Origin of the sequence: Herbaspirillum aquaticum (assembly GCF_002213425.1) — a bacterium.
GTDB lineage: Bacteria > Pseudomonadota > Gammaproteobacteria > Burkholderiales > Burkholderiaceae_D > Herbaspirillum > Herbaspirillum aquaticum.
The window spans coordinates 189,627-209,620 of record NZ_NJGV01000009.1; the positions used below are offsets into that span (position 1 = coordinate 189,627).

At 62.6% G+C, this 19,994-nt stretch carries 18 protein-coding genes; 8 read left to right on the plus strand and 10 right to left on the minus strand.

What is annotated here, in order from left to right:
• Positions 1-36: 36 nt before the first annotated feature.
• The 10 genes from CEJ45_RS24550 to CEJ45_RS12095 form a co-directional block, all read right to left on the minus strand.
• Positions 37-240 (minus strand): hypothetical protein, encoded by a 204-nt coding sequence (locus tag CEJ45_RS24550; protein WP_141106997.1) that lies wholly within the window; start codon positions 238-240, stop codon positions 37-39.
• A gap of 19 nt (positions 241-259) precedes the next feature.
• A complete protein-coding gene (locus CEJ45_RS12055; RefSeq protein ID WP_088755347.1) occupies positions 260-1,045 on the minus strand; it encodes an SDR family NAD(P)-dependent oxidoreductase in 786 nt (261 codons plus the stop codon).
• 66 nt (positions 1,046-1,111) lie between these two features.
• Positions 1,112-2,869 carry an IlvD/Edd family dehydratase gene (locus tag CEJ45_RS12060; protein WP_088755348.1) on the minus strand — a complete coding sequence of 586 codons (1,758 nt, stop codon included), beginning with the start codon at positions 2,867-2,869 and terminating at the stop codon, positions 1,112-1,114.
• Positions 2,870-2,965: 96 nt separating this feature from the next.
• Positions 2,966-4,183, minus strand: coding sequence for a multiple monosaccharide ABC transporter permease (gene mmsB, locus CEJ45_RS12065; RefSeq protein ID WP_088755349.1), 1,218 nt, complete (start codon positions 4,181-4,183; stop codon positions 2,966-2,968).
• An 82-nt stretch (positions 4,184-4,265) separates the two neighbouring features.
• Complete coding sequence (gene mmsA / locus CEJ45_RS12070; RefSeq protein WP_088755350.1) at positions 4,266-5,822, minus strand: multiple monosaccharide ABC transporter ATP-binding protein; 1,557 nt, start codon at positions 5,820-5,822, stop codon at positions 4,266-4,268.
• 229 nt (positions 5,823-6,051) lie between these two features.
• Positions 6,052-7,125: a multiple monosaccharide ABC transporter substrate-binding protein gene (gene chvE, locus CEJ45_RS12075; protein ID WP_088755351.1), complete on the minus strand. Its 1,074-nt coding sequence runs from the start codon at positions 7,123-7,125 to the stop codon at positions 6,052-6,054.
• 221 nt (positions 7,126-7,346) lie between these two features.
• Positions 7,347-8,369, minus strand: a complete 1,023-nt coding sequence (gene yjfF / locus CEJ45_RS12080; RefSeq protein ID WP_088755352.1) for a galactofuranose ABC transporter, permease protein YjfF — start codon at positions 8,367-8,369, stop codon at positions 7,347-7,349.
• Complete coding sequence (locus CEJ45_RS12085; protein WP_088755353.1) at positions 8,366-9,445, minus strand: ABC transporter permease; 1,080 nt, start codon at positions 9,443-9,445, stop codon at positions 8,366-8,368. Before CEJ45_RS12085 ends, yjfF begins: the two co-directional genes overlap by 4 nt.
• Positions 9,442-10,992, minus strand: a complete 1,551-nt coding sequence (locus tag CEJ45_RS12090; protein ID WP_088755354.1) for a sugar ABC transporter ATP-binding protein — start codon at positions 10,990-10,992, stop codon at positions 9,442-9,444. The genes CEJ45_RS12085 and CEJ45_RS12090 overlap by 4 nt, the downstream gene beginning before the upstream one ends.
• 130 nt (positions 10,993-11,122) lie before the next feature.
• Positions 11,123-12,094: an ABC transporter substrate-binding protein gene (locus CEJ45_RS12095; RefSeq protein WP_039789112.1), complete on the minus strand. Its 972-nt coding sequence runs from the start codon at positions 12,092-12,094 to the stop codon at positions 11,123-11,125.
• 194 nt (positions 12,095-12,288) lie between these two features.
• On the opposite strand from CEJ45_RS12095, the gene CEJ45_RS12100 reads away from it, so the two are divergent.
• The 8 genes from CEJ45_RS12100 (at position 12,289) to CEJ45_RS12135 (ending at position 19,959) form a co-directional block, all read left to right on the plus strand.
• Positions 12,289-12,471 carry a hypothetical protein gene (locus CEJ45_RS12100; protein ID WP_088755355.1) on the plus strand — a complete coding sequence of 61 codons (183 nt, stop codon included), beginning with the start codon at positions 12,289-12,291 and terminating at the stop codon, positions 12,469-12,471.
• Positions 12,472-12,624: 153 nt separating this feature from the next.
• Positions 12,625-13,599, plus strand: coding sequence for an aldose 1-epimerase (locus tag CEJ45_RS12105; RefSeq protein WP_088755356.1), 975 nt, complete (start codon positions 12,625-12,627; stop codon positions 13,597-13,599).
• A gap of 18 nt (positions 13,600-13,617) precedes the next feature.
• Entirely contained in the window at positions 13,618-14,577 is a 960-nt protein-coding gene (locus CEJ45_RS12110) for a 2-dehydro-3-deoxygalactonokinase (protein ID WP_088755397.1), read from the plus strand.
• Between the two features lie 47 nt (positions 14,578-14,624).
• Entirely contained in the window at positions 14,625-15,263 is a 639-nt protein-coding gene (locus tag CEJ45_RS12115; protein ID WP_088755357.1) for a 2-dehydro-3-deoxy-6-phosphogalactonate aldolase, read from the plus strand.
• 106 nt (positions 15,264-15,369) lie between these two features.
• Entirely contained in the window at positions 15,370-16,518 is a 1,149-nt protein-coding gene (dgoD, locus tag CEJ45_RS12120) for a galactonate dehydratase (RefSeq protein WP_088755358.1), read from the plus strand.
• 217 nt (positions 16,519-16,735) lie between these two features.
• Positions 16,736-17,824: a type IV toxin-antitoxin system AbiEi family antitoxin gene (locus tag CEJ45_RS12125; protein WP_088755359.1), complete on the plus strand. Its 1,089-nt coding sequence runs from the start codon at positions 16,736-16,738 to the stop codon at positions 17,822-17,824.
• Positions 17,812-18,687, plus strand: coding sequence for a nucleotidyl transferase AbiEii/AbiGii toxin family protein (locus CEJ45_RS12130; RefSeq protein WP_088755360.1), 876 nt, complete (start codon positions 17,812-17,814; stop codon positions 18,685-18,687). The genes CEJ45_RS12125 and CEJ45_RS12130 overlap by 13 nt, the downstream gene beginning before the upstream one ends.
• 99 nt (positions 18,688-18,786) lie before the next feature.
• Positions 18,787-19,959 (plus strand): MFS transporter, encoded by a 1,173-nt coding sequence (locus CEJ45_RS12135; protein WP_088755361.1) that lies wholly within the window; start codon positions 18,787-18,789, stop codon positions 19,957-19,959.
• Positions 19,960-19,994: the final 35 nt, after the last annotated feature.

Consider the following 19,994-nt stretch of genomic DNA (forward strand, 5'->3'; position numbering starts at 1 on the left):
CTGAAATCGCCTTCCGACGCGGCATCAAAACAGAAATCACGCACCCCGAAACTTTAAAAAAACGCGGCTAAAAAACAACACTTCAAACGCGTAAAAATCTAAGTTTTTCCAAGCTGTCATACAGCTTTTTTCTAAAACTGCCGCATTTCCCTTCCCGTCTCCAAGCCCTTTTGGCGTTTGCGCAAAATTTGCGCAAAAAAAGAGTCGCCATTTGGCGACTCTTTCTGCTCCGTTGCGCAAGTGCGCGCCGTAAAGACTGTCACACCCAGCCAGCGTCGACGATGAATTCCTGCGCGGTGCACATCGCGCTATCGTCTGCGGCCAGGAACAGCACCATGCGCGCCAGGTGCCAGGGCAGCAGGTCGCCCTGCAGGCACTGGTTGCGGGCGATCGACTTCTTGCCTTCTTCGTCCAGCCACAGCTGGATCTGGCGTTCGGTCATGACCCAGCCCGGTGTCACGGTATTGACGCGGATCTTGTGCGGACCGAGGTCGCGCGCCAGGCCACGCGTGAGGCCCAGGGTCGAGGCCTTGGCTGTGGTGTAGACCGGGAAGCCGCCACCGGACTGGTGCCAGCTGATCGAACTGAAGTTGATGATGGAACCGCCGCCACGGCGCTTCATGCCTTCCACCACCGACTGCACGGCGAAGAAGGACGGACGCTGGTTGATGGCGATGCGGTCGTTCCAGTAGTCCAGCGTCACTTCTTCGAGCTTGTGGCGCTGGTCGTTGGCGGCATTGTTGACCAGCACGTCGAAGTCGCCCAGCTGCGCTTGCAGCTCGGCGATGGTGGCCTGGAAAGCGGGGATGTCGCGCAGGTCGCAATGGCGGAACAGCGGCTTGGGGTAGCCGGCAGCGGCCACTTCATTGCACAGCGCCTCGCTGGCCTCGGTGGCGATATCGACGAAAGCGACATGCGCGCCCTGTTGCGCAAAGGCTTCGACAATGGCCGCACCGATGCCGGTGCCGCCGCCGGTGATGAAGACGCGCTTGCCCTTGAGGCTGGGGAAGTTCGCCAGTTGCACGTTCTGGGGGGTATTGCTCATGGGGTTTCCTTGCAGGCCGGTGCGCGCGCCAGGCGCGGCACCGGCATCATGATGACGGGAAGAAGATCAGTGCGAGTGCTTGGGCACGGCCGCGCCACGGCAGCCGACCAGGAAGTCGAAGTCGCAGCCTTCGTCAGCCTGCAGCACGCGGTCCACATACAGGGACTGGTAGCCGCCGGCCATCTCCGGCTTGCGCTCGGCCAGCACCTTGGCGCGTTCGGCCAGGCGGCGTTGCATCTCTTCTTCGCTGATATCCAGCTGCAGCTTGCCGGCATAGGCGTCAAGCTCGATGAAGTCGCCATCCTGGACGATGCCCAGCGGACCGCCAGCAGCGGCTTCCGGAGCCACGTGCAGGATCACGGTGCCGTAGGCGGTACCGCTCATGCGCGCATCCGAAATGCGGACCATGTCCTTCACACCGGTCGCCAGCACCTTGGGCGGCAAGCCCATATTGCCCACTTCGGCCATGCCCGGATAACCCTTGGGGCCGACATTCTTCATCACCAGCACGCAGCTGGCATCGACATCCAGGTCAGGATCGTTGATACGTTCCTTGTAGTGGTTGAAGTCTTCGAAGACCACGGCGCGGCCGCGATGCTTCATCAGCTCGGGAGTAGCGGCCGAGGGCTTCAGGACCGCACCGCGCGGCGCCAGGTTGCCACGCAGGATGCAGATGCCGCCATCTTCGATCAGCGGCTTGGCCAGCGGGCGCACCACTTCATCATTGTAGATCGGCGCATCCTTGACGTTGTCCCACATGGTCTGGCCGTTGACGGTCAGCGCATCCTTGTGCGGCAGCAGGTCTGCTTCGCCCAGGCGGCGCAGTACGGCCGGCAGGCCACCGGCGTAGTAGAACTCTTCCATCAGGTAGCGGCCCGAGGGCTGCAGGTCGACGATGGTCGGGGTGCCACGGCCGATGCGGGTCCAGTCTTCCAGTTCCAGGTCCACGCCGATGCGGCCGGCGATGGCCTTCAGGTGGATCACGGCATTGGTGGAACCACCGATGGCGGCATTGGTGCGGATGGCATTCTCGAAGGCCTTGCGGGTCAGGATCTTGGACAGGGTCAGGCCTTCCCAGACCATGTCGACGATACGCATGCCGGACAAGTGCGCGAGAACATAGCGGCGCGCATCCACGGCGGGAATGGCTGCATTGTGCGGCAGCGACACGCCCAGCGACTCGGCCATGCAGGCCATGGTGGAAGCGGTGCCCATGGTGTTGCAGGTACCGGCCGAACGCGACATGCCGGCTTCGGCCGCCATGAAGTCGTGGATGGTGATTTCACCGGCCTTGACCTGTTCGGACAATTGCCACACCACGGTACCGGAACCGATATCGCGGCCCTGGTGCTTGCCGTTCAACATCGGACCGCCGGTCACGACGATGGCCGGCACGTCGCAGCTGGCCGCGCCCATCAGCAGGGCCGGGGTGGTCTTGTCGCAGCCGGTCAAGAGCACCACGCCATCGATCGGATTGCCGCGGATCGATTCTTCCACGTCCATGCTGGCCAGGTTGCGGGTCAGCATGGCGGTCGGGCGCAGGTTGGACTCGCCGTTGGAGAACACCGGGAACTCCACCGGGAAGCCACCGGCTTCGATGATGCCGCGACGCACGTGTTCGGCGATCTTGCGGAAGTGGGCATTGCAGGGCGTCAGTTCCGACCAGGTGTTGCAGATGCCGATGACCGGCTTGCCCTGGAACTCGTGGTCGGGGATGCCCTGGTTCTTCATCCAGCTGCGGTACATGAAACCGTTCTTGTCGGCGGTACCGAACCAGCCGGCCGAGCGCAGGGTGCGGCTCTTGTCTTTTTTGTCGCTACTCATTGTTGAATTCCCGAATGACAGAAAACGAAGGATCTCGAAAAACGCTTGCACCCGAATGCAAAAGGCGGGCGCCAGGCCCGCCTTGCTTGATCCGGATTACTTGTTCTTGTTGTAGACGTCGAAGCAGACAGCCATCAGCAGGACCAGGCCCTTGATCATCTGCTGGTAGTCGATGCCGATGCCCATGATGGACATGCCGTTGTTCATCACGCCCATGATGAAGGCGCCGATGACCGCACCCATGACCTTGCCCACGCCGCCCGAAGCCGATGCGCCGCCGATGAAGCAGGCTGCGATCACGTCAAGCTCGAAGCCCAGGCCAGCCTTGGGGGTGGCGGTGTTCAGGCGGGCCGCGAAGATCAGGCCAGCCAGTGCCGCCAGCACGCCCATGTTGACGAAGGTGAAGAAGGACACGCGCTCGGTCTTGATGCCCGACAGCTTGGCCGCCTTTTCATTGCCGCCCACGGCGTAGACGCGACGGCCCAGGGTGGTACGGCTGGTGATGAAGGTGTAGAGCACCATCAGCGCAAACATGATGATGAGCACGTTGGGCATGCCGCGATAGGTCGACAGCAGGTAGCTGAAGGCGATGATGGCGATGGCGAAGACGCCGTTCTTGAGCAGGAAGAACATGGCCGGTTCATCTTCCATGCCGTGCTTGGTCTGCTTGCGAAGACCGTGCAGCTTGACCAGGATCAGCACGACGGCCGCGATGATGCCCACGATCAGCGAGGTGGTGCGGAAGGTGATGTTGTCGGTCAGTTCGGGGATGAAGCCCGAGGACAGCATCTGGAAAGTCTGCGGGAAGGGGCCCAGGGACTGGCCTTGCAGCAGCGCCAGCGCCATGCCCTTGAAGACCAGCATGCCGGCCAGGGTGACGATGAAGGACGGGATCTTGAAGTAGGCGATCCAGTAGCCCTGCGCCGCGCCGATCAAGGCACCGGCGATCAGGCAGACGATGGAGGCCGGCACGAAGCCCCAGCCATAGTCCACCATCAGCACCGCGGCCAGCGCGCCGATGAGGCCCACCACCGAGCCCACCGACAGGTCGATGTGGCCGGCCACGATCACCATCAGCATGCCCAGCGCCATGATGACGATGTAGCTGTTCTGCAGGACCAGGTTGGTCAGGTTCAGCGGACGCATCAGCGTACCGTCGGTCATGATCTGGAAGAAGGCCATGATGGCCACCAGCGACATCAGCATGCCGTATTCGCGCATGTTGTTCTTCAGGAAGCTGCCGTAGTCCTTCTTCTCGACGGCGCCGCTGGCGGCGGCCGCAGCCGGTTTCTTGCTCATGTCAATGCTCTCCATTGTCTTGCTCCTCGGGTGCTCTCTGGTCTTGATGGACTTTATGGGTGATGCTGCCGGTTTGGCTCCGGCTTGGTAATGGGTCTCAGGCAGCCTGCGACAGGCCCGGGTCATTGATGCGCTTGTTGCGCATGATGGCGCGCATGATGCTTTCCTGGGTCGCTTCGGCCTTGGGCAGGTGGCCCACGAACTGGCCTTCGTTCATCACGTAGATGCGGTCGCACATGCCCAGCAGCTCCGGCATTTCCGAGGAGATCATGATGATGCACTTGCCCTCGGCGGCCAGCTTGCTGATGATGTTGTAGATCTCGAACTTGGCGCCGACGTCGATGCCGCGCGTGGGTTCATCCAGGATCAGCACTTCCGGCTGGGAGAACAGCCACTTCGACAGCACCACTTTCTGCTGATTGCCGCCGGAGAGGTTGACCACCTTCTGCAGCACGCTGGAACAGCGGATGCGCATCTGCTGCTTGAAATCTGCAGCGATCTTGTACTCGCGCGCCTCATCGATGACGGTACGCTCGGAGACGCCGCCCAGGTTGGCCAGCGAGATGTTCTTCTTGATGTCTTCTTCCAGCACCAGGCCATCGCCCTTGCGGTCTTCGGTGACGTAGGCGATGCCCTTGTCGATCGCTTTCTCGATGGTGGAAAGGTCCACTTCCTTGCCGTGCAGGAAAGCCTGGCCGGTGATCTTCTTGCCGTAGGCGCGGCCGAAGATGCTCTTGGCCAGCTCGGTACGGCCCGCGCCCATGAGGCCGGCGATGCCGACGATCTCGCCGGCGCGCACCGTCATGTTGACGTCCTTGATGGCCAGGCGGTCCGAGTGCAGCGGGTGGTGTACACGCCAGTCGCGCACTTCGAAGATCACGTCGCCAATCTGCGGATCGCGCTGCGGATAGCGGTCGGCCATTTCGCGGCCCACCATGTGCTGGATGATGCGGTCTTCGCTGATCGGTTCAGCGCGGCAGTCGAAGGTATCGACCGTGGTGCCGTCGCGCAGCACGGTGATGGAATCGGCCACCTTGGAAATTTCGTTGAGCTTGTGCGAGATCAGGATCGAGGCGATGCCCTGGCGCTTCAGTTCGAGCAGCAGTTCCAGCAGCGCATCGGAGTCGCTTTCATTGAGGCTGGCGGTCGGTTCATCGAGGATCAGCAGCTTGACTTCCTTGGAGAGCGCCTTGGCGATCTCGATCAGCTGCTGCTTGCCTACACCGAGGTCACCGACCTTGGTCAGCGGGGATTCCTTCAGTCCGACCTTGGCCAGCAGTTCCTTGGCGCGCACGTAGGATTGTTCCCAGTCGATCACGCCGCCACGAGCTTGCTCGTTGCCCAGGAAGAGGTTTTCCATCACGGACAGCAGCGGCACCAGGGCCAGTTCCTGGTGGATGATGATGATGCCCAGGTGTTCGCTGTCGCGGATATCCTTGAAGGCACGGACCTCACCCTTGTAGACGATGTCGCCGGAATAGCTGCCGTGCGGATAGACGCCCGAGAGCACCTTCATCAGCGTGGATTTGCCGGCGCCGTTTTCGCCGACGATCGCGTGGATCTCGCCTTCGCGCACTGCCAGGTTGACGTTGTTCAACGCCTTCACACCCGGGAAGCTCTTCTCGATGCCGCGCATTTCCAGAATGTTGCTCATGATGCTGACCTCTCTTTTGCCGGTCTTGCGTGGATGACGTAGCCGGACTTATTTGTCTCTTGCGCGTTGCATTGGGGCAAGCGCAACCTGCTGAAAGAATTAGTCCCGCACAGAGCGGGACCATGCTGTTCTGCTTACGGTGATTTTTGTTCTTGTTGGGTCTTGCGGTACTGCCGCAGGCGGCGCCGACATCGAGGATGCCGGCCGCCTGCGTATTACACGATGATGCTTACTTCAGTTGAGCTTCGGTGTAGTAGCCGCTGCCAACCAGGACTTCCTTCCAGTTCGACTTGTCGACCACGACCGGCTTCAACAGGTAGGACGGCACGACCTTCACGCCGTTGTTGTAGGTCTTGGTGTCGTTGATCTGGGGCTGCTTGCCACCCAAGACGGCGTCAACCATGCCGACGGTAACCTTTGCCAGTTCGCGGGTGTCCTTGAAGATGGTGGAGTACTGCTCGCCACGGATGATGGACTTGACCGAAGGCACTTCCGCATCCTGGCCCGAGACATACGGGAACGGCTGTTGCGGGGTGCCGTAGCCGACGCCGCGCAGCGAGGACAGGATACCGATGGACAGGCCGTCATACGGGGACAGCACGGCGTTGACCTTGGCGTTGGTGTAGAAGGCCGACAGCAGGTTGTCCATACGGGCTTGGGCGGTAGCCGGATCCCAGCGCAGGGTCGCGACCTTGTCCATGCCCATCTGCTTGGAACGCACCACCAGCTTGCCGCTGTCGATGTAGGGCTTCAGCACCGACATGGCGCCGTTGTAGAAGAAGAAGGCGTTGTTGTCGTCCGAGGAGCCGCCGAACAGTTCGATGTTGAACGGACCCTTGCCTTCCTTCAGGCCCAGCGCCTTTTCCAGCGATTGTGCCTGCAGCACGCCGACCTGGAAGTTGTCGAAGGTGGCGTAGTAGTCGACGTTCTTGGAACCACGGATCAGGCGGTCATAGGCGATGACCTTGACGCCCTTGTCGGCGGCCTTCTGCAGCACGTCGGTCAGGGTGGTGCCGTCGATGGCGGCGATCACCAGCACCTTGGCGCCCTTGGTCAGCATGTTCTCGATCTGGGACAGCTGGTTGGGGATGTCGTCTTCCGCGTATTGCAGGTCGGTCTGGTAACCCTTTTCCTTGAGGACCTTGACCATGTTGTTGCCGTCGGCGATCCAGCGGGCCGAGGACTTGGTGGGCATGGCCACGCCGACCAGCTGCTTGCTCTGCGCGCTCACTTGGGCGCTGATGGACATCAGGGTGACGCCCAGGCCGAGGGCAATACCGCTCAATACGGATTTGATTTTCATGCTTCGAGTCTCCAGTCTCTATTTATGGAATGGCGTGTTGTAGTTATTTCTAAAACAGCGCCTCTAGTTCTGATGAATGTCATGCAGAGCAACTGTTTTGCGGGCTCTATATTAATTGCTTTACCAATACATTTCTAATGATTTTTTGAGCGTAATGGATATGTTTTTCGGTATAACTCCCTCTATGTAAAGTTATCTTAATTAAGCTTAAAAAATCCCGCCTAAGCCACGGCTGGCGCGGCTTTCGCCGATCCGGCCGTTTTGCCGCGCAGGGCTCCCAAAGAAATCACTCGCTGCGCCACGCAAAAGACGAACAGCAGCGCCCCAATGAAGATCTTGGTCCACCAGGAACTGAGGCTGCCATCGAAGGCAATGAGGGTCTGGATCACGCCAAGGATGAGCACGCCGGTCAGTGTTCCGGCCACGTAACCATAGCCGCCGGTGAGCAAGGTGCCGCCGATGACCACGGCCGCAATCGCGTCCAGCTCCACGCCCTGCGCATGCAGTCCATACCCCGAGAGCATATAAAAGGAAAACAGCACGCCGCCCACCGATGCACAGAAACCGCTGAAGGCATACACCAGGACTTTGGTCCGTCCCACCGGCAAGCCCATCAGCAGCGCCGAACTCTCGCTGCCACCGATGGCGTAGACGGCCCGTCCGAAGCGCGTGCCATGCGCCATCCAGATCGCCACCGCCAGCACGATCAGGGCGATGACCACGCTGGGCGAGATGAACAGTCCGCCGAACTCCAGCCGCGACTGCGACAGTTCCACGAACAGCGGCTCATCAATGGTGATGGAATTGATGCTGATGAGGTAGCACAGCCCGCGCGCCAAGAACATCCCGGCCAGCGTGACGATGAAGGCCTGCAGCTTGAAGTAATGGATCATCGCGCCCATCGCCGCACCGAAGCCTGCGCCCATCAGCAGCACGGTGGCGATCACCAGCAGCGGCGGCCAGTGCCAGTTCTGCAGCAGGAAGGCCGCCACCATGGTGGTCAGCGCCAGCACCGAACCGACCGAGAGGTCGATGCCGCCGGAGAGGATGACGAAGGTCATGCCGACGGCCACCACCAGCAGGAAGGCATTGTCGATCAGCAGGTTCAGCATCACCTGGGGCGAGAGGAAGCCATCGTAACCAAACGCACCAATGACCAGCATCAGCACCAGCAGCGCCACCGTGACCATGGACGTGAACCACGGCGCGTGCGAAGCGCGCCGCAAGGAAGAAGCAAGCATCATGATTTGGACATCCTCAACATGCGGCGGAATTCCGGCGACTGCGACAGGCAGACCAGGAACACCACGATGGACTTGACCACCATATTGACTTCAGGCGGCACGCCCAGCGAATAGATCGTATAGGTCAGCGTCTGGATGATGAGCGCACCGATGACGCTGCCTACCAGGCTGAACTTGCCCCCGGCCAGCGAGGTGCCGCCCAGGGTCACGGCCAGGATCGCGTCCAGCTCCAGCAACAGGCCGGCATTGTTGGCGTCGGCACTCTTGATGTTGGAAGCGATCATCAGTCCCGCCAGACCAGCGCAGGCGCTGCAGAACATGTAGACGAAAAAGATCAGCGCGGCCGTACGGATGCCGGCCAGGCGGGACGCCACCGGATTGATGCCGACCGACTGGATGAACAAGCCCAGCGCGGTCTTCCTCATCAACAGCGCCAGCAGCAGGAACATGCCCCCGGCGATGTAGAGCGAGAACGGCAATCCGAACAGGTAGCCGCCCCCCAGGAAGAAGAAGGGCTTGTAATACACCGTCACGATCTGTCCATCGGTCAGCAGCTGCGCCAGCCCGCGTCCGGCTACCATCAGGATCAGCGTGGCGATGATGGGCTGCAGCCCGAGACCGGCCACCAGCAAGCCGTTCCAGGCACCGCACAGGAGTGCCGCGCCCATCGCCGCGCACAGTGCCCACACCATCGGCACATTGCTGACGTATTGCGAGACGCCATCGACCACCACCATCTTGCCGCCGATCAAGATGGACGCGACGGCACCCGAGATGGCCACCACCGCGCCGACCGAGATGTCCACACCGCGCGTGGCGATGACCAGCGTCATGCCGAGTGCTGCCAGCATGAGCGGTGCGGCACGGTTGATGATGTCGATCAGCGCGCCATACAAGTGGCCGTCCTTGATCTCCAGCTTGAAGAAGCCCGGCACCAGCAGGAAATCGATCAGCAGCAGCAAGGCCAGCGCTGCCAGCGGACGCACCAGCGGATGATGCAGCAGCGCTGTCAACGCCGGCGCGCCGCCAGTGGCGGCACTGTCGGGAATCAGTTTGGAATCCATGGATGCACTCATGCGGCCTCTCCCGCGATCACCTGCAAGACCGATTGCTCATCGAGCTCGCCGCGACGGTACTCGCCGCAGGCGCGCCGGTCGCGCAGCACCAGCATGCGGTCGCTGCAGCGCAGGACCTCGGGAATCTCCGAGGAAATGAAAAGAATCGACATGCCCTTGCGGCACATGGCGATGACGAAATCCATGATCTCCTGCTTGGCCCGCACGTCGATGCCGCGTGTGGGTTCATCCAGGATCAGCATGCCCGGATCGGTGGCCAGCCAGCGCGCCAGCAAGGCCTTCTGCTGGTTGCCTCCGGAGAGCAGGCCGATCGGCGTTTCCAGGTCGGCGGTCTTGATGCCGAGCCACTTGACGTAATCGGCAGCGATCTGGTTCTGGCGCTTGCGCGGCAGCACTCGGAACAATCCCTGGCGCGCCTGCAGCGCCAGGATGATGTTCTCGCGCACGGACAATTCGAGGATGGCGCCTTCCTTCTTTCGATCCTCCGAACAGAAACCGATACCGGCCGCAATCGCATCACGCGGATTATCGAGCTTCACGCTGCGGCCTTCGATGCGCAATTGTCCGCAATCGGCGCGGTCGGCACCGAACAGCAGGCGCGCCATCTCGGTCCGACCGGAACCGAGCAAACCGCACAAACCGAAGACTTCACCGCGGCACAATTCCAGGTCCTGCGGGGACAGCACACCGCGCTGGCCAAAGCCATCAGCCTGCAGGAAGACCTCGCCCGCGCCGGATTCATCGGCCGACAATCCGGCGGCCAGTGCGTCGGCACCGGCCTCGACCTTGCGATGATCCACCGCAGTCACACCGACCATCTTGTTGACCAGGTCCAGGCGCGACAGGTCACCGACCAGGTATTCGCCTTCGCGCACGCCATTGCGCAGCACGGTGATGCGATCCGAGATGTCGTAAGTCTGGTCCAGGAAGTGGGTGACGAAGAGAATCGCCATGCCCTGCTCGCGCAAGCGGCGCAGCACCTTGAAGAGTTGCTGGACCTCGGCTTCATCCAGGCTGGAGGTCGGCTCGTCGAGAATGAGCACCTTGGCCGACACCGAGAGCGCACGCGAGATCGCCACCATTTGCTGGATCGCCAGCGGATAGGACGACAGCAGCGCGCCGACATCGATATCGATCTGCAGCTGCTGCAGCAGTTGCCTGGACTGCGCGTGCACGCTCTTCCAGTCGATGCGGCCGAAGCGGCGAGGATAGCGGCCGACGAAGATGTTCTCGGCCACGGAGAGATTGGGACACAGGTTGACCTCCTGGTAGACCGTGCTGATGCCCAGCGACTGCGCCTCCAGGGTAGAGGCCGGCGCAATGGCGCGGCCATCCAGTTCGATCTTGCCTGCATCGGGTTCATGCACGCCGGTCAAGACCTTGATCAGCGTGGACTTGCCTGCGCCATTCTGTCCCATCAGGGTATGCACTTCCCCCGGGAACAGCCGCAGGCCGACATCGGTGAGCGCCTTCACGCCCGCGAATGCCTTGTGGATACCGCTCAATTCCAGCATGGGACGCGCCTGCGTCCCGACAGACATCGTCATCGCAACTCCATCAGAAGCATCGGAATCCTGGGGGGCATGCGCAAGCGACCGCCGGCGCGCCCATCAGGCCAACCCAGCGACGCGCGCGCCCTGGACAATCCAGTGCGCGCGCGCTGCCGTCATGCCGGCATCAATACTTGCGGTTCGGGAATTCCTTGGCCGCCACTTCCGCCGGGAAGATGCCTTCCTCGGTGGTGATGCGCTTGGGGACTTCCTTGCCTGCCTTGATGTCCTTGGCGATCTGCATCAGTTGCGGGCCCAGCAGCGGGCTGCATTCGACGGTGACATTGAGCTTGCCGGCCATCATGGCTTCGAAGGCACCCTTGACGCCGTCGATGGAGATGATGGTGATGTCCTTGCCCGGCTTGAGGCCCGCTTCTTCGATGGCCTGGATGGCGCCGATGGCCATGTCGTCATTGTGCGCGTAGAGCACGTTGATCTTTTTGCCCTCGGCCTTGAGGAAGGCCTCCATCACTTCCTTGCCCTTGGCACGGGTGAAGTCGCCGGTCTGCGAGCGGATGATCTTCAGGCGCGGCTCGCTCTTGATGACTTCCTCGAAACCGGCCTTGCGGTCGATGGCAGGCGCCGAGCCCACGGTGCCTTGCAGTTCGACGATGTTGATGTCGCCAGCAGGCATGGACTTGGCCTTGTCGAGCAGCCAGCGGCCGGCCCGGCGGCCTTCTTCCACGAAGTCCGAACCGATGAAGGTGACGTAGAGCGACTTGTCGCTCACGTTGACGGCGCGGTCGGTCAGGATGACCGGGATCTTGGCGGCCTTGGCTTCACGCAGCACGGTTTCCCAGCCCGATTCCACCACCGGCGAGAAGGCGATCACGTCGACCTTTTGCGCGATGAAGGAGCGGATCGCCTTGACCTGGTTTTCCTGCTTCTGCTGGGCGTCGGCGAATTTCAGGTTGACGCCGGCCTGCTTGGCGGCATCCTTGATCGATACGGTATTGGCGGTGCGCCATTCACTTTCGGCACCCACCTGCGAGAAGCCCATGGTCAGTGGTTTGTCGGCGGCAAAGGCGGGGAAGCTCACGGCGCTGCCCAGGCTCATGCAAATGGCTGCGCCCAGAAGCGCTCTTCTCTTCGAGTTCATTGTCAGTCTCCGTTGACAGGGAATTGTGGACTTCCCTTTGTTCTATGCGTGGGGTGCGCTGCGCCGGGGTGAGTTTGACTTGTAGGTATGCGTTGGAAGCGGCGCGGTGCGGTTGGAATCGCGGACAGCCCTGATCGTCCTTGATTCGCGCTCCATATTAGGCAAGCGACCAATTCGCATCCAATGAATTTTTAATGTTTTTCGATATCGTTTCGCGCATCGTTGGGACCGACCTGTCTCTTCGTGAGGCGTACCGGGGCACGCAGGCCGGTCGTTTTGCTTGCCGGCATGCGGCGCGCATTTTTGATATCGTTTGCGATGTTTTTTTCATTATTCCCTATCGGAGTGCGGTGATAGGATCAGCCAGATTTTTTTGAAGCGCACTGCATGAAGACCGGGCGCGACCCTACGTGAGCCAACTCCTTCTTCCTGCCGACGCCTTCAGACAGCCCCATTGGGGACGACGCGATGGACAACGCGTTCCTGTGCCAACGATGCACGCAGCACTCCATAACAAGACACGAGACACCATGCCATCCCGAGCAAGCGATGCCCAATCCGCAGGCGCCCAGGGGCTGCCGGAAATCCATACCCTGCAATCAGGGCGCCAGCGTCTGCACGTGCTGCCGGCGCTGGGCGGCGCACTGGCCGGCTGGGAATGGCAGCGTGAACGCAAGTGGCTGCCGCTGCTGCGCCCGTGGAGTGCTGACCCGGCCAAGCTGTACGCGACCGCGTGCTTCCCGCTGCTGCCCTGGTCCAATCGCATCACCGGCGGCGGCTTCGATTTCAATGGCAAGCATTACCCGCTGGCCCCCAACCGCGCCGGCGAGCCCTATCCCATCCACGGCGACAGCTGGCGCCAGGCCTGGACCATCGTGTCCCAGGCCGAGGACCGCATGACGCTGGAACTGGACTCGGTGCGCTGCGACGGCAACCCTTACATCTATCGTGCGCGGCAGGTCCTGACCCTGCGCGAGAACGCACTGGAGATCGAGCTGCGCGTGACCAACACGGGCGAAGAAACCCTGCCCTACGGCCTGGGCCTGCATCCGTATTTCCTGCATGACGTGCAAACCCGCCTGCAATTCCGCTCGCGCGGCGTGTGGTTGTCCGGACCGGATCGCATCCCTACCGGCTTCTCGCGCGAGCTGCCGGCCGGCTGGGATTACAACCGCGCAGCCCCGCTGCAGGGCGGCCTGATCGACAACTGCTTCGAGGGCTGGGATGGCCTGGCCATGATCGAAGATCCCACGCGCGGCCTGCGGCTGCAGATGCACACCACGGACCGCAGCGGCTATGTGCTGATGTACCGCCCCAACGGCCTGCCGTTTTTCTGCCTGGAGCCGGTCACGCATCCCATCGATGCCTTCCACCAGCCCAAGCAGCCCGGCCTGATCGCGCTGGCGCCGGGCGAGGACATGGTGCTGCTGACCCGCTTCACGGTCTGCGATATCGCCCAGGAGCCAGTCCGGGCCACCACCCAACAGACAAGCCTGGCGCGCTGACGCCGGCAACCGATGACGATGACTCAAGAAACGAATCAAGACTGCGCCCTGATCGCCCTCGACTGGGGGACCTCCTCGCTGCGCTGCTATCGCTTTGATGGCCGTGGCCAGGTGGTGGAGCGCCGCGCCCATCCCTGGGGCATCATGAACCTGCCCGCCGTGGGCCATGGCGACGATGCCCACGCGCCCTACCGTGCCGCGCTGGAAGCGGCGTGCGGCGACTGGCTCAAGGCCGCGCCCGCCGCGCCCCTGATCGCGGCCGGCATGGTCGGCAGCAAGCAGGGCTGGCGTGAAGCCGCCTACCTGAACGTGCCGCTGGCACCATCCCTGATCGGCAGCCAGCTGACCGAAGTCGATACCGGCCTGGGCCGTGCGCTGTGGATCGTGCCTGGCCTGCTGGAACCCGGCGCGTTGCCCAACGTCATGCGCGGCGAAGAGACCCAGGTCATCGGCGCCCTGCAGACACGCACCGAGCGCGAACTGCTGATCGGCCTGCCGGGTACGCACTCCAAATGGGTGCGCGTGGTCGACGGGCGCATCGAACATTTCGATACCTTCATGACCGGCGAAGTCTATGCTGCCCTGTGCGGCCACACCATCCTGGGCCGCACCATGCAAAAACCGGAGGTGGCCGATGACGCCGCCTTCCTGCGCGGCGCCGGCGTGGCAAAGAGCGCGCAGGGCAAGGCCGGCGTGCTCTCCAACATCTTCAGCAGCCGCACCCTGGGCCTGACCGGCGAACTGGCGGCCGACGCCCAGCCGGACTATCTCTCGGGCCTGCTGATCGGCCACGAGATCGCCGCCCTGAAGAATCTCCATCCGACCACGCCCGCCATCGTCCTCATCGGCGACGCCGGGCTGTGCCGCCGCTACCGGCTGGCGCTGGACCTTTACGGACTGGGCCCGGCCGTCGAGGCCGAGGGCGCCACCGAGGCGGGCCTGTGGAACCTGGCGCAACACGCCGGCCTGCTGGCCTGATCCGCCTGACCAACAACGCACTACGCACCAGCACCACGGAAAACACCATGACCACCCAAGCCCAACGATTCCACGACGCCCTGCGCAGCACCGGCATGATCGCCATCCTGCGCGGCGTGCGCAACGACGAGGCCCAAGCCATCGGCGCGGCCCTCTATGAAAGTGGCTTTCGCATCATCGAAGTCCCCCTCAATTCGCCCGAACCGCTGGCCAGCATCAGCATCCTGCGCAAGAGCCTGCCGGCCGATTGCATCGTCGGTGCAGGCACGGTCTTGAAGCCTGCCCTGGTGCAGGACGTCAAGAACGCCGGTGGCGAACTGATCGTCATGCCCCACAGCGATGGCGCCGTGATTCGCGCCGCGCGTGATGCGGGCCTCTACAGCGCCCCGGGCGTGGCCACGGTGACCGAAGCCTTTGCGGCGCTGGAAAACGGTGCCGACGTCCTCAAGATGTTCCCGGCCGAACAGCTGGGACCGCAGGTGGTCAAGGCCTGGCGTGCCGTGATCGCCCGCGACATCGCCCTGCTGCCGGTCGGCGGCATCACGCCCGAAGGCATGGCCGTATTCCGCGCGGCCGGTGCCTCCGGCTTCGGCCTGGGGTCGGCACTGTACACGCCGGGCCTGTCCGCCGATGCGGTGCGCCAGCGTGCCGACGCCTTCGTGGCGGCCTGGAAGGCGCTGGGCTGATTTCCCGTCAACAGAGATTCGCCGTTGTAACCGATCGCACAGCGATCATTCATCTGCCAGGCAGATTAATAGAGTAGACAGATTAAACGCATAACCGGACCGAACAATGAAAATCACCAAGATCTCCACCTTCATCGTGCCCCCGCGCTGGTGCTTCCTCAAGATCGAGACCGACGAGGGCATCGTCGGCTGGGGTGAGCCCATCGTGGAAGGCCGCGCCCACAGCGTGGCGGCGGCCGTGGACGAGCTGGCCGACTACCTGGTCGGCAAGGACCCGCGCAACATCGAAGACCACTGGACCGTGCTCTATCGCGGCGGCTTCTACCGTGGCGGCGCCATCCACATGAGCGCCCTGGCCGGCATCGACCAGGCCCTGTGGGACATCAAGGGCAAGGCCCTGGGCGTACCGGTGCACCAGCTGCTCGGTGGCGCGGTGCGCAACTCCATTCGCGTCTATTCCTGGATCGGCGGCGACCGCCCGGCCGATACTGCAGCGGCGGCCAAGAATGCCGTGGCCCGTGGTTTCACCGCCGTGAAGATGAACGGCACCGAAGAACTGCAATTCATCGACAGCCACGACAAGATCGAACTGACCCTGGCCAACGTGCAAGCCGTGCGTGAAGCCGTGGGCCCGAACGTGGGCATCGGCGTGGACTTCCACGGCCGCGTGCACAAGCCCATGGCCAAGGTCCTGATCAAGGAACTGGAGCCGTACAAGCTGATGTTCATCGAAGAACCGGTGCTGTCGGAAAACTCGGAGGCCCTGAAGGAAATCGCCCACCTGACCTCGACCCCGATCGCCCTGGGCGAGCGCCTGTATTCGCGCTGGGACTTCAAGCGCATCCTCTCCGAGGGCTATGTGGACATCATCCAGCCGGACGTCTCGCACGCCGGCGGCATCACCGAGACCCGCAAGATCGCCATGATGGCCGAAGCCTACGACGTGGCGCTGGCGCTGCACTGCCCGCTGGGCCCGATCGCGCTGGCCTCCTGCCTGCAGGTCGATGCCGGCAGCTACAACGCCTTCATCCAGGAGCAGAGCCTGGGCATTCACTACAACGAAAGCAATGACCTGCTGGACTATATCCGCGACAAGAACGTGTTCGCGTATGAGGACGGCTACGTCAAGATCCCGCAAGGCCCTGGCCTGGGCATCGAGATCAACGAAGAGTATGTCCGCCAGCGCGCCGAAGTCGGCCACCGCTGGCGCAACCCGATCTGGCGCCACAAGGATGGCAGCTTTGCCGAATGGTAAAGCGATAAGCCGAAACCTCCTCCTCGGTAGTCCCTCAACCCGGTCCGGCGCAAGCTGGCCGGGTTTTTTTGCGTGTGGCGAGACGCCCAACAATCATCCTGCCCCGACATAAGCAGCGGATATTTCACCCTAAGCACATATTTCAACAAATGTTGAAATATGCTTTTTTAGTGAAAATATAGGTTGACAATTTCATCGTTAGTGCTATTTTCAGCATATGCTGAAAACACGCCATTCAATGAAATCTTTTGAGACCCAAGCAGCCCATGCCCTGCGCTCGTTGCTGCTGCAGGTGCCTGCGCTCAAGTTGCTGGACATCGAGCGCGAGACCGCCATGGCGGATTCAGGCGTCGATTTCACGGCGCGGCTGAAGGTCGCAGGCAAACGCCATGCATTGGTGTGCGAAGCCAATTCCTCGGGGCAACCGCGCCATGTGCGCCATGCCTTGCTGGCCCTGCGCGACTACATGTCGCACCACGCAGAGGACGCCACACCCGTCCTGATCGCTCCTTACCTGTCTCCCGATGCCCAGGCGCTGTGCCGTGAACATGAAGCCGGTTTCCTGGATCTGGAAGGCAATGCCCGCCTGGTCTTCGACGGCATCTTCATCGAACGGCAGGTGGCCAGCAAACCCGTTGCCGATCGACGGGCACTGCGCTCCTTGTTCAAACCGAAATCAGCACAAGTGTTGCGGGTGTTGCTGCGCGACCCGCAGCGCGCCTGGCGCGTCACGGAATTGGCTCAAGCAGCGGCGGTCAGCCTCGGTCACGTCAGCAATGTACGAACGGCCTTGCTGGAGCGTGAGTGGGCCCAGGTGGCAGAGGGCGGCCTGTTGCTGTCAGAACCGGATGCATTGCTGGATGAATGGCGGGAGGTCTACGAGCGGCCGTCGGGCGAGCGTCTGGCTTTCTACAGTCCCCTGCACGGGAGCGCCTTTGAACAGGCGGCACGGCATGCCATGCGCCGCCATCAGGAGGACGAACTCCCCGCAGCCGCATTTTCCTCGTTCTCGGCGGCGCAATGGCTGGCCCCCTACGCCAGGACCGGAACCCATTATTTCCAGGCGACCGAAGCCGGGCTGGAAGCACTGCAGTCCGCCCTGAAGCTCTCCTCTGCGGCCAAAGGCGAGAACGTCATGCTGAGCCTGCTTGACGACGCCGATCTTCTTCGTGACACGCAGGAACCCGCGCCCGGCGCGGTCTGCACCAGTCCCATTCAAACCTATCTAGACCTGTACCACGCAGGCGAACGCGGACGGGAGGCCGCAGACCATCTCAGAAAGACATTGCTCACATGGAAAAGCTGACGCCCGGCGAACCGCAATCCGCCACCGATTACGATGACCGTACAAGTAGCGCAGTCAAGAAAGTCCTGATCGAAATCGGTCAGATCCTGGGAAGTTTCAAAGGCAAATTCGCCATCGTCGGCGGTGCGGTTCCGTGGCTGCTGCTGGGCAATGACGATATGCCGCACGTGGGTACGGTGGATGTTGACCTGAGTCTTGACGCCGAAGCGCTGGGTGACGGCCAATACGCCACCCTGGTGGAAGCCTTGCAGGAACATGGGTATCAGCAGCGCCGGGACCTGCGCCGTTTCCAGTTGCTACGGCAGGTCCCCACCGAAGACGAAGGCGCGCCCATCGACATTATTGTCGACTTCCTCATGCCGCGCGATGCGGAGATCGTCAAGAACGTCCCGCCGCTCATCAGCGACTTCGCCGTGCAGCGCGCCGATGGTGCCGATCTTGCCCTGCGTTTTTATCAATGGGTTGCCATCAGCGGACCCATGCCGGCGGGCGGGACCAATCGGGTCGAGATCGCAGTGTGCTCGATCCCCGCCCTGCTGGCCATGAAAGGGCACGCCATCGAAGGACGCTACAAGCAGAAGGATGCCTACGATATCTACTATTGCGTCCGCAACTATCCGGGCGGTGCGGATGTGCTTGCCGAAGAATGCCGCGCCCTGTTGCATCATCCCGGCGCGGCAGCCGGTTACGGTTTCATTGACCGCAAATTCGACAGCGTCGACGGCTTCGGACCTACGTGTGTGCGCCGCTTCGTCGAGCAATCGCAGGTCCTTGGCCAACGCACACCTGACCAATGGCAACAAGATGCGTATGGGCAGATCGATGCCTGGCTGAGAGCGCTCGGCATCAGAGGGCCAGCGTAATTCATCTGTGGAATCGATCAAGCTGATCTGAATAATCCATTTAACGAATGAATCAAAAACTGGCACAGTGACGATCTTTGCCATTCGCCAGACCTCCCCATGCATCCAGGCAGCTCATCAGTACCCGCTTTCCACCCGCACCGCATCCGCAACGCCACACGTGCCACCATGGCGCAGTTCTTCGTCAACGGGGCCACCTTCGCCACCTGGGGCATCCTGATTCCTTCGGTGAAGGATCGCTTCGCCCTGTCCGATGCCGTGCTGTCGCTGGCCATGCTGGCCGTGGCTGGGGGTGCCCTGCTGACCATGGGCCAGTCCGGCAAGTGGATCGCGCGGGTGGGCAGCGCGCGCGCCTTGCGCCAGGCCGGCATCCTTTATGCGGCCACGCTGCTGCTGATCCCGCTGGCACCGCAGTTCTGGATGCTGGTGGCGCTGCTGCTGGTGTTCGGCAGCGCCATGGCTGCCTTCGACGTGGCCATGTCGGTCCAGGCCGCGCTGGTGGAAAACGGCCGCAGCCGCCCCATCATGTCGACCCTGCATGCCATGTTCAGTATCGGCGGCATCGCCGGCTCGGCACTGGGCGCCCTGCCCGGCCTGTCGCCCCTGGCCCACGCCGCGCTGGTGGCGGTGGTGACGCTCTCGGTGGCCTTGTCCATCGGCCCCTTCGCCTTGCCCGACGATGCCCATGATGAAACCGCAAGCACACCCGGGGCTGACAAATCCGCCCGCCGCATGGTGCTGGTGCTGGGCGTGATCTCCTTCCTGGCGCTCATGTGCGAAGGCGGCATGTATGACTGGGCTGCCGTGTACATGCGCGACATCGCGCAATCGCCTGCGGCCTGGGTCAGCTACAGCTACGCCGCGTTTTCTACCGGCATGGCGGCCGGACGGCTGACGGGCGACCGCATCCGTGCACGCATCGGTGGCCTGCGCACGCTGCTCTGGAGCGGGGTGGCGGGTGCTGCCGGCATCGCCCTGGCGGCGGCCTTGCCCACCCCCCTGGCGACCATGGCCGGCCTGCTGCTGGCCGGGCTGGGCATTGCCAACCTGATGCCGATCTTTTTCCTGGCCGCTGCGCGCGTGCCGGGCATGCCGGCCGCCGAGAGCATCGCTGCCGTGGCACGCTTCGCCTACGTCGGCATGCTGCTGGGGCCGGTATGCATCGGGGGCGTGGCCGAGCACCTGGGGCTGCGCGTGAGCTTCGTGGGGGTGGCGCTGGTGATGATGGTGGTGGCGCTGTTCGGGCCACGGGCGGTCAAACGCTTCATCTGACGACGGCGAGGGCGACGGAAATCGGCTACAGTGGC

Coding starts and splice junctions, on each gene's coding strand:
- CEJ45_RS12055 (WP_088755347.1), bottom strand. CDS start 1,045: ATGAGCAATACCCCCCAGAACGTGCAACTGGCGAACTTCCCCAGCCTC.
- CEJ45_RS12060 (WP_088755348.1), bottom strand. CDS start 2,869: ATGAGTAGCGACAAAAAAGACAAGAGCCGCACCCTGCGCTCGGCCGGC.
- mmsB (WP_088755349.1), bottom strand. CDS start 4,183: ATGGAGAGCATTGACATGAGCAAGAAACCGGCTGCGGCCGCCGCCAGC.
- mmsA (WP_088755350.1), bottom strand. CDS start 5,822: ATGAGCAACATTCTGGAAATGCGCGGCATCGAGAAGAGCTTCCCGGGT.
- chvE (WP_088755351.1), bottom strand. CDS start 7,125: ATGAAAATCAAATCCGTATTGAGCGGTATTGCCCTCGGCCTGGGCGTC.
- yjfF (WP_088755352.1), bottom strand. CDS start 8,369: ATGATGCTTGCTTCTTCCTTGCGGCGCGCTTCGCACGCGCCGTGGTTC.
- CEJ45_RS12085 (WP_088755353.1), bottom strand. CDS start 9,445: ATGAGTGCATCCATGGATTCCAAACTGATTCCCGACAGTGCCGCCACT.
- CEJ45_RS12090 (WP_088755354.1), bottom strand. CDS start 10,992: ATGACGATGTCTGTCGGGACGCAGGCGCGTCCCATGCTGGAATTGAGC.
- CEJ45_RS12095 (WP_039789112.1), bottom strand. CDS start 12,094: ATGAACTCGAAGAGAAGAGCGCTTCTGGGCGCAGCCATTTGCATGAGC.
- CEJ45_RS12100 (WP_088755355.1), top strand. CDS start 12,289: ATGTTTTTCGATATCGTTTCGCGCATCGTTGGGACCGACCTGTCTCTT.
- CEJ45_RS12105 (WP_088755356.1), top strand. CDS start 12,625: ATGCCATCCCGAGCAAGCGATGCCCAATCCGCAGGCGCCCAGGGGCTG.
- CEJ45_RS12110 (WP_088755397.1), top strand. CDS start 13,618: ATGACTCAAGAAACGAATCAAGACTGCGCCCTGATCGCCCTCGACTGG.
- CEJ45_RS12115 (WP_088755357.1), top strand. CDS start 14,625: ATGACCACCCAAGCCCAACGATTCCACGACGCCCTGCGCAGCACCGGC.
- dgoD (WP_088755358.1), top strand. CDS start 15,370: ATGAAAATCACCAAGATCTCCACCTTCATCGTGCCCCCGCGCTGGTGC.
- CEJ45_RS12125 (WP_088755359.1), top strand. CDS start 16,736: ATGCTGAAAACACGCCATTCAATGAAATCTTTTGAGACCCAAGCAGCC.
- CEJ45_RS12130 (WP_088755360.1), top strand. CDS start 17,812: ATGGAAAAGCTGACGCCCGGCGAACCGCAATCCGCCACCGATTACGAT.
- CEJ45_RS12135 (WP_088755361.1), top strand. CDS start 18,787: ATGCATCCAGGCAGCTCATCAGTACCCGCTTTCCACCCGCACCGCATC.